The sequence below is a fragment of the Pseudomonas sp. GW822-FHT07A10 genome (assembly GCF_058798795.1).
Genome location: NZ_JBXAKV010000008.1, coordinates 44,945 through 60,940 on the forward strand (window position 1 = coordinate 44,945; position 15,996 = coordinate 60,940).

9 protein-coding genes are annotated in these 15,996 nt (G+C 62.2%); 7 read left to right on the top strand and 2 right to left on the bottom strand.

Annotation, left to right across the window (positions count from 1 at the left end; genetic code table 11):
- Positions 1-45: 45 nt before the first annotated feature.
- A complete protein-coding gene (locus AC1RL4_RS14990) occupies positions 46-633 on the bottom strand; it encodes a phage tail protein (protein ID WP_096481501.1) in 588 nt (195 codons plus the stop codon).
- A gap of 246 nt (positions 634-879) precedes the next feature.
- On the opposite strand from AC1RL4_RS14990, the gene AC1RL4_RS14995 reads away from it, so the two are divergent.
- The 7 genes from AC1RL4_RS14995 (at position 880) to AC1RL4_RS15025 (ending at position 15,249) form a co-directional block, all read left to right on the top strand.
- On the top strand, positions 880-2,451 hold the full coding sequence (locus AC1RL4_RS14995; protein WP_230174077.1) for a glycosyltransferase family 39 protein: 1,572 nt from the start codon (positions 880-882) through the stop codon (positions 2,449-2,451).
- Between the two features lie 151 nt (positions 2,452-2,602).
- Positions 2,603-3,448, top strand: a complete 846-nt coding sequence (locus AC1RL4_RS15000) for a sulfotransferase family protein (protein ID WP_230174075.1) — start codon at positions 2,603-2,605, stop codon at positions 3,446-3,448.
- A gap of 49 nt (positions 3,449-3,497) precedes the next feature.
- Positions 3,498-11,366 carry an Ig-like domain-containing protein gene (locus AC1RL4_RS15005; RefSeq protein ID WP_230174073.1) on the top strand — a complete coding sequence of 2,623 codons (7,869 nt, stop codon included), beginning with the start codon at positions 3,498-3,500 and terminating at the stop codon, positions 11,364-11,366.
- Positions 11,367-11,407: 41 nt separating this feature from the next.
- Complete coding sequence (locus tag AC1RL4_RS15010) at positions 11,408-12,925, top strand: TolC family protein (protein ID WP_028939527.1); 1,518 nt, start codon at positions 11,408-11,410, stop codon at positions 12,923-12,925.
- Complete coding sequence (gene cysC, locus AC1RL4_RS15015; protein WP_028939528.1) at positions 12,909-13,514, top strand: adenylyl-sulfate kinase; 606 nt, start codon at positions 12,909-12,911, stop codon at positions 13,512-13,514. The genes AC1RL4_RS15010 and cysC overlap by 17 nt, the downstream gene beginning before the upstream one ends.
- The gene (locus AC1RL4_RS15020) at positions 13,511-14,296 is read left to right on the top strand and encodes an aspartyl/asparaginyl beta-hydroxylase domain-containing protein (protein ID WP_230174071.1); all 786 of its coding nucleotides are present in this window, start codon (positions 13,511-13,513) and stop codon (positions 14,294-14,296) included. The genes cysC and AC1RL4_RS15020 overlap by 4 nt, the downstream gene beginning before the upstream one ends.
- On the top strand, positions 14,284-15,249 hold the full coding sequence (locus AC1RL4_RS15025) for a sulfotransferase family protein (RefSeq protein ID WP_230174069.1): 966 nt from the start codon (positions 14,284-14,286) through the stop codon (positions 15,247-15,249). Before AC1RL4_RS15020 ends, AC1RL4_RS15025 begins: the two co-directional genes overlap by 13 nt.
- On the opposite strand, the gene AC1RL4_RS15030 is transcribed toward AC1RL4_RS15025, so the two are convergent.
- Positions 15,238-15,996 carry a slipin family protein gene (locus tag AC1RL4_RS15030; protein WP_204123999.1) on the bottom strand — a complete coding sequence of 253 codons (759 nt, stop codon included), beginning with the start codon at positions 15,994-15,996 and terminating at the stop codon, positions 15,238-15,240. The two genes, AC1RL4_RS15025 and AC1RL4_RS15030, sit on opposite strands and share 12 nt — an antisense overlap.

The following is a 15,996-nucleotide window of genomic DNA, read 5'->3' on the forward strand; positions in this document are numbered from 1 at the left end:
ATCAAGCAAAAGTGGCCGGGGGATGTGCATCCCCCGGCCAGACCCTCAGTTACGCGAAGGGAACAATCCGTTCAGGGCGATGCTGAAGTTGAGCACCAGGAACGGGTTCATCACCGTCATGGGCAAACCATTGCCAGCGGAAGAGATTTCCCCCGTCACCGTGCTGGTGACGCCCTTGAGCGGTACCGCTGCAGCGCCTTGCTGATCGGAATAGATACTCGCCGAGCCGGGCCCGCCGCCCGAGGCGCCGATGTACGAGTTGGTCGCGGTCGGGTTGGTGACCGGGTTGCTCGCCGGGCTGGCCAGTTGCAGGGTGGTGGTGGCCGTGAGCCCGGACAGGGCGTGGGTGTGGTTGGGCAGGTTATTGATGGTCGCGGTGACGTTTTCGGTCCCGGAGACCTCGCCGATGACACGCGGGGTCAGGCCCAGGCCGTTGCCTTGGGCAATCGGCATGCGGCCCTGCAGGTTGGGCAGCATGAAATTGGTGGTGCCATTACCTCCATAGTAGGTGCCCAGCAGTGAGAACAGCGCCTGGTATTGCGAGATCGCCAGCGTCTGGCCGTAGCACAGGGCCCAGCCGTTGGGGGCGAAGTTAAAGGCGAAAGGTTGGATAGTGCCCATGAATACTTCCATAGTTCCTCATCCCTCAGGTTAGTGTCTGATATGTCACATCGCAGGCCCGGTTATCCGGGCGGATCGCAGTGATCAGCCGACTCCGTTCATCTCCGTGGCTGGGTCACGCCACGCCAAAGCGTAGACGCTGATCGGAATGATTGCCGGACGTCGTCCGTCGTAAAGCCAGCATCGACGACGGGCCTGAGCCTGTCCTACAGTGCTTGAGAAACTTCGCAATTCATTGGGTGGTAGCAAGGGGAGGCAATGGAGGCGCGCAGAGAAACACCGCTGGGTGACACCCAGGATCCGCACGCGACACCGGGCTCATGGGCGGCTGCCCGCCGCTTGCTGCGGTGGGCGCGGGAGCATTGGCTGCTGCCGATCCTGGCATTGGCCGCGCTGGTGCGTTTTTACGACCTGACGGCGGCGGCGATCTGGGGCGACGAAGGGTCCAGCTTGCTGCTGAGCCAGTATTCCCTGGCCGGGATCTGGGAGCATGCGGCCCATGACGTGCATCCGCCGTTGTATTTCATGCTGCTGCACGGCTGGATCGAGCTGTTCGGCGACGGCATTTTTTCGATTCGTTGCCTGAGCGCGCTGCCGGGGATTGCCACGGTCGGGCTCGGTGTCTGGCTGGTGGACCTGCTCGCGACCCGCCGCGCCGCGTTGCTGGCCGGGGTTCTGCTGGCGCTGTTGCCCACGGCGGTGCGGTATAGCCAGGAAGTGCGGATGTACTCGCTGTTGGGGATGTGGCTGATCGGCGCCACGATCGCCCTGGTGTACTGGATAAAACGGCCACAACGCACGCGCTATCTGGTGATCTACACCCTGCTGATGACAGTTGCGTTCTACACCCATTACTTCACCGCGCTGTGCGTGCTGTGTCACTGGTTGTATCTGGGCCTGATCCGTGTGCAGCCAGGGTATCGACTGCGGCACATTCAGCGCTCGGGCTGGTGGCTGGCCAATGTGGCGATTGTGCTGTTGTACCTGCCGTGGGTGCCCAGCCTGATCGATCTGATCCAGCACTTGGATCTGCTCAAGGCCAATGGTGATGTGGGATGGGAGCCCCCCGTCATGCTCGACTCATTGCCGTCGATGATCTGGTCGCTCCTGATCCAGGACGATGGCGAGAACCTGCCCACGCTGATTTTTATTGCGCTGCCACTGGCATTGGTGGCCCTGGCGGGCGTGGCGCTGGCCCGCGACCGCAGTGTGTTCCGTGGCAGTGCGCTGGCGGTGATCTACACCGCGGTCCCGTTATTGCTGGTGTTTGCGGTGTCGTTCATCTCGCCGGTGTTCATCGAGCGTTACCTGACCGCTTACGCCTTGGGTCTGCCGATGGTTGTCGCGCTGGCCGTCGATCGCTTGTACGCAGACCTCAAGGTCTTGGCGCTGGCCGTGCTGCTGCTGTTTGCCGGTGTCGAGCTGGTGGGGGTAAAGAACAATGCCACGGTGGATACTGAGGATCAGATCAGCGTCATGGCCAAACACGTGAACCAGCACTTCATACCCGGCGACCGAATCGTCACCAGCGACATGCTCTGGTACCTGAGTTACGTCTATTACAACCAGACCAACGCCAAACCGATGCTGTACACGCCACCATTGGCCGATGGCCGGTCGAGCCGGCCGAACGCCTACGGTTTCGGTACGCTGGTGACCAATGACATCTACCTGGATAGCCTCGATGCCTTGCCCAAAGGCACTGGTCGGGTATGGCTGGTCGGTACCCTCGAGGGGGCGGACGAGTTCGCTCCATTGCCCGCGGGCTGGCAACGCGTTGACGAAGCCCGGGGGGGAGGCGCCGTGGCACGCTTGTATGTGCTGAAGTAATTCGTGGATTCAGGGCTTAAACGATTCAACTTTTAAACAGTTATATAGATTGCGTTTTCCAGTCGATTTAGCTCCGATTTGATATCAAAACACCACTAGCTGTAAGGCCATTCATGGTCTACGCTCCGTCGTACAAAGGACTGTATGACGGGTGAATGGATTGCAGCAATTCCACTTTATCTCCGGCTTGCCGCGCTCGGGCTCGACCCTGCTTTCTGCAATTCTTTTGCAGAATCCGCGTTTTCATGCCGGCATGACCAGCCCCGTGGGCGCACTCTTTTCCGGTGTTCTGGAGCAATGCAGCGCCGGCAGCGAATTCGGCGCGGTGATCGACACCGACCTGCGTCGCCGCCTGTTGCGTGGCCTGTTCGACTCTTTCTACGCCGACAAGGCCGACAAACCGGTGGTGTTCGACACCAACCGCTTGTGGAGTTCGCGCCTGCCGGCGATCAGCGATCTGTTCCCTCAAGCCAAGATCATTGCCTGCGTGCGCAATGTCGCCTGGGTCATGGACAGCATCGAGCGCCTGTACCGCGCCAATCCCTTCGAAAACACCAAGCTGTTCGGCGACGCGGTCGAGCGCAATACGGTCTACAGCCGCTGCGAAACCCTGGCCCAACGCAATCGGTTGGTGGGGTTTTCCTGGGCCGCCCTCAAGGAAGCCTATTACGGCGAACACGCCGACTCACTGCTGATCATCGATTACGACCTGCTGAGCCAGGCGCCGGAGCGGGTGATGCGGCTGGTCTACGACTTCATCGGCGAACCCTGGTTCGAACATGATTTCGATCATTTGGCCTACGACGCGCCGGAATTCGACCAGGCCCTTGGCCTCTCGGGGCTGCACAAGGTGAAGGCCAAGGTTCAATTGCAGTCCAGGCGCACGATCCTGCCGCCGGATTTGTTCAAGCAATACGCCGAGTTGTCCTTTTGGCTCGATGGTTCAGCCAGCGCCGCCAATGTCATTCGTATGAAAGCCGACGCCGCGATCAGTTGATCGCGGCGTTTTCATTGATCTGTCAAAAGTTCGAGTCCGGGTGAGCAGCATGTGGTGGAGCAAAGGCAAGTCGCGGGTTACCGAAGGCGCACGAGCGCTGGCCTCGCCAATGATCATGTCATTGGAGCCCCGCATGCTGTTCGACGGCGCGGTAGCCGCCACGGTGGCCGATACTGCCCAGGCTGACACCCATGCCACGGCCGACGCGGTCAAGGCACCGACCGCCGATCAGCCGGTCGCCAGCAAGGATACCCACGGCCAGGCCGATGCCACGCCAACCCCGACGCCTGTCGCAGTACCGGGACAAAGCGTGGTGTTCGTCGATTCGCGGGTCAAGGACGCCGACAGCCTGCTTAAAGGCGTCGCACCTGGCACTCAGGTGGTTCAGCTGGACGCGAGCAAGGACGGCTTGCAGCAGATTGCCGACTACCTCGATACCCATCAAGGCATCAGTTCGGTGCAGATCATCGCCCACGGCAACGCAGGCGATCTGTGGCTGGGTAACAGTTATCTGTCGGCCGATAACGTCGCGGCCCGCAGCGCCGTGCTGGCGGAAATCGGCAAGGACATGAACGTCGGCGGCGACATCATGATCTACGGCTGCTACACCGCCGAAGGTGAGCGCGGCTTGAGTTTCGTCGACTCGCTGGCGCAACTGACCGGTCGTGATATCGCCGCTTCCAGCAACCGCACCGGGGTCGGTGGCGACTGGAATCTGGAAATTGCCACCGGCAACATCGAAAGCGCCAACGTGCTCTCGACCACGGCCATGAACGACTATCACTGGGGCCTGGCCACCTGGACCGCCACCAACAACGCCGACACGGGTGTCGGCTCGTTGCGTGCCGCCCTCGCCTCGGCGCAGAACGGCGATATCGTCACATTCAGCACCGGCATGACGGTGCAGTTGACCTCCGAGTTGCTGATCAACAAGAGCGTCTACGTTGATGGCGACTTGAACAACGACGGTGTGGCAGATGTGACTCTCGATGGTCAGTACAAGACCCGAGTAATTGAAGTGTCGTCTGGCAGCGCCGTGACGCTTGATGGCTTGGTGATCACCCGTGGCTTGGTGGCGGGCAACGGTGGCAACGGTGGCTACGGTGCCACGGGCGCGATGGCGGGGGGGATTTTCAACGCAGGGATTCTGACCCTGAAAAACGTTACCGTGACCTCCAACGCCGCTTCCGGTGGCGGTGGCGGCGGCGGTGTCACGGGCGCTTTTTACGGCGGTGGCGGCGGTGGCGGTGGCGGTTTAGGCGGCCAGGTCGGCGGGCACGGCGGTTCGGCAGGGCCGGGCACCGGCACATTGGGCGGCCAGGCGGGCAGCGCCGGTGTCGGTGGTTATGGCGGCGGTTATGACGCCACCCACATGGGCGGTCGCGGTGGTTCCACCACTGGCGGTGCTGGCGGGGTGGGCGTTTCCTATTACAGCAATGGCGGTAACGGTGCGACGGCCACCAATGGCACGATTTCCATTGGCGGTGGCGGCGGCGGGTCCGGTTGGGACAAGGTAGGTGGCGCTGGCGGCAACGCGGTGGGCGGGATCTACAACGCCAGCAGCGGCACCATCACCGTCATCGGCACGTCGACCATCAGCAACAACATCGGTGCCGGTGGCGGCGGTGGCGGTGGTGGTGGCCAAGGCAGCAATGCCAGTAATGGCGGCATTGGCGGCAGGGGCGTCGGTGCGATCTGGAACAAGGGCACGCTGCTGATGACGGCCGCCAACTTCGCGGCCCTGGCCGGCAATGCCGCAGCCAGTGGCGCAGGCGGTACCGCGCAGGGCGGAGGTTCAACCGGCACCTCGCCGACCTCTTTCTCGACTATCTACAACGACGGTGGCGTACTCAATACCGCGTATTCGCCACCGCCGACCGCGACCATTGTGGTCGCCGACACCACACTGAGCATCGGCGAAACGTCCTTGGTGACGATCACCTTTTCCGAGGCCGTGACCGGTTTCACCAACGCGGACCTGACTATCCCCAACGGCACCCTGAGCTCCGTCAGCAGCAGCGATGGCGGCATCACCTGGACGGCAACGTTCACCCCGTCCGCCAGTATTTCCGATACGACCAACGTCATCACCCTGGACAACACCGGCGTGATAAACGGCCTGGGCACCGCTGGCGTCGGCACCACCAACTCCAATAACTACACGGTCGACACCGTACGCCCGACCGCGACCATCGTGGTGGCGGACAATGCGCTGAAAATCGGCGAAACCTCGCTGGTGACCATCACCTTCAACGAAGCGGTGAGTGGTTTCACCAACGCGGACCTGACGATTGCCAACGGTACGTTGACCTCGGTGAGCAGCAGCGACGGCGGCATCACCTGGACGGGAACCTTCACCCCAACCGCCAGCATCACCGATACGACCAACCTGATCACCCTGGACAACACCGGAGTCAGCGACCTGGCGGGCAACGCCGGCAGCGGCACCACCGACTCCAACAACTATGCCGTCGATACGGTGCGCCCGACCGCCACGATTGTGGTGGCCGATACAACGCTGACCGCGAGTGAAACCTCGCTGGTGACCATTACGTTCAGCGAAGCGGTGAGTGGTTTCACCAACGCCGACCTGACCATCGCCAACGGCACGCTGAGCGCGGTGAGCAGCAGCGATGGCGGCATCACCTGGACCGCGACCTTCACGCCGTCGGCCAGCGTCAATGACACCACCAACCTGATCACCCTGAACAATACCGGGGTCAGTGATCTGGCGGGCAACACCGGCAGCGGCACCACCAACTCGAACAACTACGTGATCGACACCGTCCCGCCGACCGCGACCATCGTGGTCGCCGACAACGCACTGAAAATCGGCGAAACCTCACTGGTGACCATCACCTTCGATCAGGCGGTGAGCGGTTTCACCAACGCGGACCTGAGCATCGCCAACGGTACACTCACGGCGGTGAGCAGCAGCGACGGCGGCATTACCTGGACGGCGACCTTCACCCCGACCGCCAGCATCACCGACGCGACCAACCTGATCACCCTGGACAACTCTGGTGTGCAGGCGGCCGCCAGCGGTAACGTGGGCATTGGCACGACCGACTCCAACAACTATGCCATCGACACCGTGCGCCCGACGGCCACGATCGTGGTCGCGGACACGGCGTTGAAAATCGGCGAAACCTCGCTGGTGACCATCACCTTCTCCGAGGCGGTGAGCGGTTTCACCAACGCGGACCTGACGATCGCCAACGGCACGTTGACCTCGGTGAGCAGCAGCGACGGCGGCATCACCTGGACCGCGACCTTCACACCTTCGGCGAGCATCAACGACACCACCAACCTGATCACCCTGGACAACACCGGGATCAGCGACCTGGCGGGCAACGCCGGCAGCGGCACCACCGACTCCAACAACTACGCCGTCGATACGGTGCGCCCGACCGCCACGATTGTGGTGGCCGATACAACGCTGACCGCGGGTGAAACCTCGCTGGTGACCATTACGTTCAGCGAAGCAGTCAGCGGTTTCACCAACGCCGACCTGACCATCGCCAACGGCACGCTGAGCGCGGTGAGCAGCAGCGACGGCGGCATCACCTGGACCGCGACCTTCACGCCTTCGGCGGGCATCAACGACACCACCAACCTGATCACCCTGAACAATACCGGGGTCAGTGATCTGGCGGGCAACACCGGCAGCGGCACCACCAACTCGAACAACTACGTGATCGACACCGTCCCGCCGACCGCGACCATCGTGGTCGCCGACAACGCACTGAAAATCGGCGAAACCTCACTGGTGACCATCACCTTCGATCAGGCGGTGAGCGGTTTCACCAACGCGGACCTGACCATCGCCAACGGTACACTCACGGCGGTGAGCAGCAGCGACGGCGGCATTACCTGGACGGCGACCTTCACCCCGACCGCCAGCATCACCGACGCGACCAACCTGATCACCCTGGACAACTCTGGCGTGCAGGCGGCCGCCAGCGGTAACGTGGGCATTGGCACGACCGACTCCAACAACTATGCCATCGACACCGTGCGCCCGACGGCCACGATCGTGGTCGCGGACACGGCGTTGAAAATCGGCGAAACCTCGCTGGTGACCATCACCTTCTCCGAGGCGGTGAGCGGTTTCACCAACGCCGACCTGACCATCGCCAACGGTACGCTCACGGCGGTGAGCAGCAGCGACGGCGGCATCACCTGGACGGCGACCTTCACCCCGAGCGCCAGCATCAACGACACCACCAACCTGATCACCCTGGACAACACCGGGATCAGCGATTTGGCGGGCAACGCCGGCAGTGGCACCACCGATTCCAATAACTACGCCATCGACACGGTGCGCCCGACCGCCACGATTGTGCTGGCCGACACTACCCTGAGTGCCGGTGAAACCTCGCTGGTGACCATTACCTTCAGCGAAGCGGTCAGCGGCTTCACCAATGCGGACTTGAGCATCGCCAACGGTACGCTCACGGCGGTGAGCAGCAGCGACGGCGGTATCACCTGGACCGCGACCTTCACCCCGACCGTCGGCGTGAATGATTCGAGCAACGTCATCACCCTGAACAATACCGGGGTCAGCGATCTGGCGGGCAACACCGGCAGCGGCACCACCAACTCCGGCAACTACACCATCGATACGGTGCTGCCGACGGCGACCATCGTGGTGGCCGACAATGCGCTGAAAATCGGTGAAACCTCACTGGTGACGATCACCTTCAGCGAAGCGGTGAGCGGTTTCAGCAATGCCGACCTGACCATCGCCAACGGTACGCTCACGGCGGTGAGCAGCAGCGACGGCGGCATCACCTGGACGGCCACGTTCACCCCGACCAGCGCCATCACCGACACCAGCAACGTCATCACCCTGGATAACAGCGGTGTGACCAACGCCTCGGGCAACGCCGGTAGCGGCACCACCGACTCCAACAACTACGCCATCGATACCGTGCGCCCGACGGCCACCATCGTGGTTGCGGACTCGGCACTGGCGGTGGGCCAGACATCGGTGGTGACCATCACGTTCTCCGAGGCAGTGACCGGCTTTACCACGGCCGACCTGACGGTGAGCAACGGTACCCTGAGCAGTCTGAGCACCAGCGATAACATCACCTACACCGCCACCCTGACACCGGCGGCGAGCATCACCGATGCGACCAATCTGATTACCCTGGACAACACCGGGGTGACCGATGGGGCCGGCAACACCGGCAGCGGCACCACCGACTCCAACAACTACGCTGTCGACAGCCAACGCCCGACGGCCACCATCGTCCTGGCGGACGCCACCCTGAGTGCCGGAGAAACGTCGTTGGTGACGATCACCTTCTCCGAGGCGGTGACGGGTTTCGACAACAGTGACTTGAGCATCGCCAACGGTACGCTCACGGCGGTGAGCAGCAGCGATGGCGGCATCACCTGGACCGCGACCTTCACCCCAACCGCCGGCGTGAATGACACGAGCAACGTCATCACCCTGAACAATACCGGTGTGACCGATGTGGCCGGCAACACCGGCAGCGGCACCACCAACTCAGGCAACTACACCATCGATACGGTGCTGCCGACGGCCACCATCGTGGTCGCCGACAACGCGCTGAAAATCGGTGAAACGTCGCTGGTGACCATTACCTTCAGCGAAGCGGTGAGTGGTTTCAGCAATGCCGACCTGACCATCGCCAACGGTACGCTCACGGCGGTGAGCAGCAGCGATGGCGGCATCACCTGGACGGCAACGTTCACCCCGACCACCAGCATCACCGACGCGACTAACCTGATCACCCTGGACAACACCGGCGTGCAGGCGGCCGCCTCCGGTAACGTGGGCAGCGGCACCACCGATTCCAACAACTATGCCATCGACACCGTGCGCCCGACGGCCACCATCGTGGTTGCGGACACAGCGCTGCAAATCGGCGAAACCTCGCTGGTGACCATCACCTTCAGCGAAGCGGTGAGCGGGTTCACCAACGCCGACCTGACCATCGCCAACGGTACGCTGAGCGCGGTGAGCAGCAGCGATGGCGGCATCACCTGGACGGCGACCTTCACGCCTTCGGCGGGCATCAACGACACCACCAACCTGATCACCCTGGACAACACCGGAGTCAGCGACCTGGCGGGTAACGCCGGCAGCGGCACCACTGATTCCAACAATTACGCCATCGACAGCCAGCGTCCGACGGCGACCATCGTGTTGAGCGATTCGACCCTGAAACCGGGTGAAACCGCCCTGGTGACCATCACCTTCAGCGAAGCGGTGACGGGTTTCGACAACAGTGACTTGAGCGTCGCCAACGGTACCTTGAGCGCGGTCAGCAGCAGCGACGGCGGCATCACCTGGACCGCGACCTTCACCCCGACTGCCGGGGTTACCGACGCCAGCAACCTCATTACCCTGAACAACAGCGGCGTGTCGGACGTGGCCGGCAACACCGGAGCGGGCACCACCAACTCGGCCAACTATGTGGTGGAAACCCAGGTGCCGACCGCCACCATCGTAGTTGCCGACAGTGCCCTCAAGGCCGGTGAAACATCGCTGGTGACCATTACCTTCAGCGAAGCGGTGAGCGGTTTCACCAATGCTGACCTGACGATTGCCAACGGCACCCTCAGCAGCGTTTCTTCCAGCGATGGCGGCGTGACCTGGACGGCGACTTTCACGCCTGCCGCCAGCGTCACGGACACCACTAACCTGATCCGCCTGGACAACAGCGGTGTGACCAACGTGTCGGGCAACAGCGGCGTCGGCGTGACCGACTCCAACAACTACGCCATCGACACCGTGCGCCCGACCGCGACCATTGTGGTCGCGGACAATAAACTGGGTATCGGCGAGACGACCACGGTGACCGTTACCTTCAGTGAAGCGGTATCCGGTTTCGACCTGTCCGACCTCAGCGTGGCCAACGGCGTGTTGTCCAACCTGGCCAGCAGCGACGGTGGTGTGACCTGGACCGCGACATTCACGCCGACCGCGAGTATCAACGACACGACCAACCTGATCCTGCTCGACACCGGCAATGTGCTCGACGCCGCGGGCAATGCCGGCGCCAGCATCGCTATCTCCAACAACTATGCGCTCGATGCGACCCGCCCGACCGTCAGCATCGTGGTTGCCAATCCGGTGTTGGGAATTGGCCAGACGACACTGGTGACCTTCACGTTCAGCGAAGCGGTCAGCAACTTCGACTTGTCGGACCTGAGCGTGACCAACGGTGAACTGACCAATCTGGCCAGCAGCGACGGCGGCAAGACCTGGACCGGCACTTTCACGCCCACCGCGAACATTACCGACCCGAGTAACTTCATTGCGCTGGACACCAGCAATGTGACGGACCTGGCGGGCAACCTGGGCGCCAGCGTCGCGGTGTCCAACAACTACACGATCGACACCGTACCGACGCCGCCGCCCTTGGTGTTGACACCGGTGGTCGTGGCCGATCCACCGAACGTGCCATTGCAACCGATCATCTTCACCCCACCCACTGGCGATCTCGGCTCGCCACTGACCTTTGCCCCGTTGTTTGAACAACGGGTGATGGGCAATGGCATTCGGCCTCTGGGTGACATTTTCATAAACCACGGGGCGCTGACGCCGAGTTTTATTGCCCAGGTATTCACCAGCAGCGACAACGGTGGCGATGGCTCAGGCCACGGCTTCCTCGGCTTTGGCGGGGGCGATGGCGGGGTCTTCGGCAGCAGCACGCTGTCGAGCCTGTTCAATCAGGCCACCAGTAGCGAGGGGGATTCGCTGAACACCTTTGGTAATCAGTCAATCAAAGCGGGGGATGCTTCCCAAGGGCTGCGCGGCGTGTTTGGCGCACCGAGTCTTGGCCAGCAATTACAACAGCTCAAAGACACCGAGCAACGGCAGGTCGACAGCTTGGCCGCGGCTTTGCAACAGGTCGGTATCAGTGAAATGCAGGCCTGAAAAAATCATTAAAGCAGTGCGGCACCGGGGGCAATACAAGGATGAAAAGAAGTCATAAGTTGTTCGGCGCCAGCCTGCTGGCGCTGGCGATCAGCGGATGTGCAGTCACCAGTCAACCGATCGAACGCAGCGTCAGCCAACAGCGCGCCAAAAGCGATCTGCAAAACATGTACAAGGGTCAGGAGCCCCTCAGCGGCCCGCTGACCCTGCACCAGGCCATGGCCCGCGCGGTGAAATACAACCTCGAAGGCCGGCTCAAGATCATGGAAGAAGCCCTGGCCAAGCGCCAACTCGACCTCGCCAGTTTCGACATGCTGCCGCGCATGGCGCTGGATGCCGGTTACGTGGGGCGCAACAACGTCAACGCCTCCAGCAGCCAGAGCGTGCGCACCGGCACCCAGTCTCTGGAACCATCGACCTCCCAGGACCGCGACCGTGACGTGGCGGACCTGACCATGGTCTGGAACGTGCTCGACTTCGGTGTCAGCTACATCAGCGCCAAACAGCAGGGCGATCAGCGGCTGATCGTGCAGGAACGTCGGCGCAAGGTGATCAACACCATCGTCCAGGACGTGCGCTCGGCCTATTGGCGAGCCGTGGCCGCCGAACGTTTGCTCAAGCAAATCGACAGCCTCATGGCCCGGGTCGATACCGCCCGTGAGAATAGTCAGAGCATGAGCCAACAGCGTATCGGCGATCCGATCCAGTCGTTGGCTTATCAGCGCTCGCTGATCGAAGCCACCCGGCAACTGGAAGAGCAACGCCGCGCGCTGTCGCTGGCAAAAACCGAGTTGGCGACCCTGATCAACCTGCCACTGAATACCGAGCTGACGCTGGCGACTCAGGACGATTACGTCATTCCGGAACTCAAGGTCGACCTCGCCAGCCTGGAGCAGGAAGCCCTGACCAGTCGGCCAGAGTTGCGCGAGCAGGATTACCAGACCCGCATCAGCGCCGCCGAAACCCGCAAAGCCATGCTGCGCCTGTTACCAGGGCTGGAGTTCTCCGCTGGCGGGCATTACGACAGCAACTCGTTTTTGGTGGAACAGAGCTGGGCGGATTACGGGGTGAAAGTCACCTGGAACCTGTTCAATGTGATTTCCGCACCCGCCGCGATCGACGTCGCCAAGGCCGGCGAAGAAGTCGCCACGGCACGTCGTCAGGCGATGTCCATCGCAGTGTTGGCCCAGCTCTACGTGGCCAACGCCAACTACCGCGAAGCACTGCGGCAGTTCCAGACCAATCAGCAGTTGTCGAACATCGACGGGCAAATCATCGGCCAGCTGCGCAACCGCTATCAGGCGGCCGGGCTGGGCGAACTGGATCTGATCCAGGGCGAACTGAACACGTTGCAGGCCGATCTGCGTCGCGACCTGTCCTACGCTGACCTGCGCAACGCTTACGGGCAAATCTTCGCCAGCGCCGGTCTCGATCCGCTGCCGGACGAAGTGCAATCTACCGAAGTCCAGTCCATCGCTACCGCACTGGCCAATCGCGAAGAGGCGTGGGCGGCGGGCAACATCTCAGTACCGCCGGTGGCCCATGCCCCGGTCCACTAACCTGCTGGCGCCGACGGCGAGCATCAGCCGTGCCCAACGGGAGGCCCGCAACGGCCATCGCGGCACGGCGATTCTGCTGACCGGTTTACCGGCGGCGGGCAAGTCGACATTGGCCCAGGCACTGCACGCCGAGCTGTTCGAACATGGCATACAGAGTGTGGTGCTCGATGGCGATGGACTGCGGGTCGGGCTCAATCGCGATCTGGGGTTCACCGACAGTGATCGCCTGGAAAACATCCGCCGCGCCAGCGAACTGGCGGCGCTGTTGGTCGAGAATGGGCAGATTGTCATTCTCGCGATGATCGCGCCCTTGGTGGAGTTGCGTGAACTGTTTGCCCGACGGCTGGGCGAGGATTACCGCGAAGTCTGGTGTAGCGCCTCTTTGGCGGTGTGTGAGCAGCGTGATCCCAAAGGTCATTACGCCAGGGCTCGACGGGGTGAGTTGGCTGGGTTCACTGGTGTCTCCGCGCCTTACGAACCACCGCCGTGTGCGTCGCTGGTGCTCGATACGGGCGCGCAATCGGTCGAGGCCTGTCTTGACCGTTTGCTGACCTGGCTCGGCGAATGTGCGGTGCTGCCAAAACGATGAGCCGACCGGCATTCTCCCGATTGCCGGTGACGGTGGATTTGCCGTTGCTGTTGCAGGCGCTGGCGGCGATCGGTGAGGACGACTGGCACGGTCATTTCAACAGCGCTTACTACACCGGCGACTGGAGCGGTGTGGCGCTGATTTCCGCGGCCGATGCCTTGACCGAGCTGGCACCCGGAATCGGTGAGCCTCGATTGCGCGAACCCTGGCGACGGGATGGTCGATGGCAGCAAGGGCTGCGGGATCTGCCGCTGGAGATTGTCTGTGCGCGCCTGTTGCGACTTGGCCCGGGCGGGCGTATCCATGAGCATCGTGACTATGACCTGGGCGAGCCGGATGCGGACTTGCGTCTGCACATCCCGCTGCTCAGCCCCCCTCAAGTGGACTTCATGCTGGACGGCCAACGCATGCCGATGGCCGCTGGCGAGTGCTGGTACCTCGACCTGGCGCGACCTCATCGCGTGGACAATCGCGATACCCAGACGCGGATTCATCTGGTGCTCGATTGCCGGCCCGGTGCCTGGCTGGAGCAGGCGATTATCGATGGGGTGGCAACCACGCCGTCGCCGCTAATGGGTGATCAAGCTATAGAGCAATTCAAGGCACTGCTGGCCAGCGATCCGCAGCTGTGCAAGACCTTGCAGGGATTGCGGGACAATGAAGCCTTTGTCGCCCGCACTCTGGAGCTGGCCGCCGAGCATGGCCTTGTGTTCACCCGCGAAGAATTACGTGCGGCGATGCGCGATGGTCGCCGCCAGTGGACTGAACAATGGAGCGCCTGAACCTCGAAGGCTGGTTGCCGATTCGCGTGTGGCAAGAGGCTGGGCAATGGCAAGTCGATTGGTGCTGGTTCGGTGACACGCGGCTGCATCAGCCGTTTTTTCGTGACGCCGTGGAGGATGCGCTGCGACTGCAGTTCAATCAGGCATTTCGCCGAAAAACGGCATTGTCGACCCTCGCTGACTGGCAGGCTTGCAGTCCCGGCCTGACGCCGAGCGCCTTTATCTTTCACGCCTCCCGCTGTGGCTCGACCCTGGTCAGCCAGATGCTGGCGCAACTCGACAACCACATTGTCATCAGCGAACCTCCGCCACTGGACGCGTTGCTACGCAGCGATTTGCCTGCTGTCGAGCGCCGTGCGGCGATCAAAGGGTTACTGTCGGCCTACGGACAATGTCGGCGCGGCGTGGAGCAACGGCTGGTGATCAAGCTCGACGCCTGGAACATCGGTGAACTGCCGTTGCTGCGTGAATGCTTCCCTGAAACACCGTGGCTGTTTCTTTATCGCGACCCGCTGGAAATTGCCGTCTCGCATCTGCGTCGCCCGGGTGTGCACATGGTGCCGGGGATGATCGGCGCCAGTGTGCTGGATGACGAATTCCCGTTCAGCGGCCGTGAGGATTACATCGCTCGGCGGTTGGGGCGGTTGCTGGCAACGGGGTTGGCGCAATGCCAGGCATTTGGCGGCTGGGCGGTGAATTACAGCGAACTGCCGCAGGCGATGGCGGGGCGGTTGGCAGTGTTCTTTACGTTGGACATCGAGCAGCGCCGGCAAGTGTTTGCGGCAGTGGGGCAACATGCCAAGCAGCCGTCACAGGTGTTTGTCGGCGACAGCGATGACAAGCATCGCGAAGCCTCAACATTGCTTCGTGAACGGGTGGAACGCTGGGCGCGGGAGCCGTATGAGGCGTTGGAAAAAGCTCGCAGCCCACAGATTATTTCCTCAGGGTTTTGACGACAAATCCGCCATCCCCTTGAGCAATTCGATCGGCAGCGGGAAGACGATGGTCGAACTCTTGTCACCGGCAATCGAACTCAGCGTCTGCATGTAGCGCAACTGCATGGCCCCCGGCTGACGCCCGAGCATTTCGGCAGCCTGCATGAGTTTTTCCGAGGCCTGCAATTCGCCTTCGGCATGGATCACCTTGGCCCGGCGTTCCCGTTCGGCTTCGGCCTGTTTGGCGATGGCGCGAATCATCGATTCGTTGAGGTCCACGTGCTTGATCTCGACGGTGGCCACCTTGATGCCCCAGGCATCGGTCTGGGCATCGAGCACTTGCTGGACGTCGACGTTCAGCCGTTCCCGTTCGGCCAGCAATTCATCGAGTTCATGTTTACCGAGCACCGCCCGCAACGTGGTCTGGGCCAGTTGGCTGGTGGCCATGAGAAAGTCCTCGACCTGAATGATCGCCCGTTGCGGGTCGAGCACGCGGAAATACAGCACTGCATTGACCTTGACCGAGACGTTGTCACGGGTGATCACGTCTTGTGGCGGTATGTCGAGCACCACGGTTCGCAGATCGACACGAACCATTTGTTGAACCGCCGGAATCAGCAGGATCAGACCCGGGCCCTTGACCTGCCAGAAGCGTCCGAGCTGGAACACCACGCCGCGTTCGTATTCGCGCAGAATGCGGAAAGTCGACCCCGCCAGTGCAATCAGCAATAACAGCAGCGCGGCAAAACCCAATTGCAGACCCAT

Excerpts from the sequence above, each read along its gene's own strand:
- AC1RL4_RS14990 (WP_096481501.1), bottom strand. The coding sequence starts at position 633 with ATGGAAGTATTCATGGGCACTATCCAACCTTTCGCCTTTAACTTCGCC.
- AC1RL4_RS14995 (WP_230174077.1), top strand. The coding sequence starts at position 880 with ATGGAGGCGCGCAGAGAAACACCGCTGGGTGACACCCAGGATCCGCAC.
- AC1RL4_RS15005 (WP_230174073.1), top strand. The coding sequence starts at position 3,498 with ATGTGGTGGAGCAAAGGCAAGTCGCGGGTTACCGAAGGCGCACGAGCG.
- AC1RL4_RS15010 (WP_028939527.1), top strand. The coding sequence starts at position 11,408 with ATGAAAAGAAGTCATAAGTTGTTCGGCGCCAGCCTGCTGGCGCTGGCG.
- cysC (WP_028939528.1), top strand. The coding sequence starts at position 12,909 with ATGCCCCGGTCCACTAACCTGCTGGCGCCGACGGCGAGCATCAGCCGT.
- AC1RL4_RS15020 (WP_230174071.1), top strand. The coding sequence starts at position 13,511 with ATGAGCCGACCGGCATTCTCCCGATTGCCGGTGACGGTGGATTTGCCG.
- AC1RL4_RS15025 (WP_230174069.1), top strand. The coding sequence starts at position 14,284 with ATGGAGCGCCTGAACCTCGAAGGCTGGTTGCCGATTCGCGTGTGGCAA.
- AC1RL4_RS15030 (WP_204123999.1), bottom strand. The coding sequence starts at position 15,996 with ATGGGTCTGCAATTGGGTTTTGCCGCGCTGCTGTTATTGCTGATTGCA.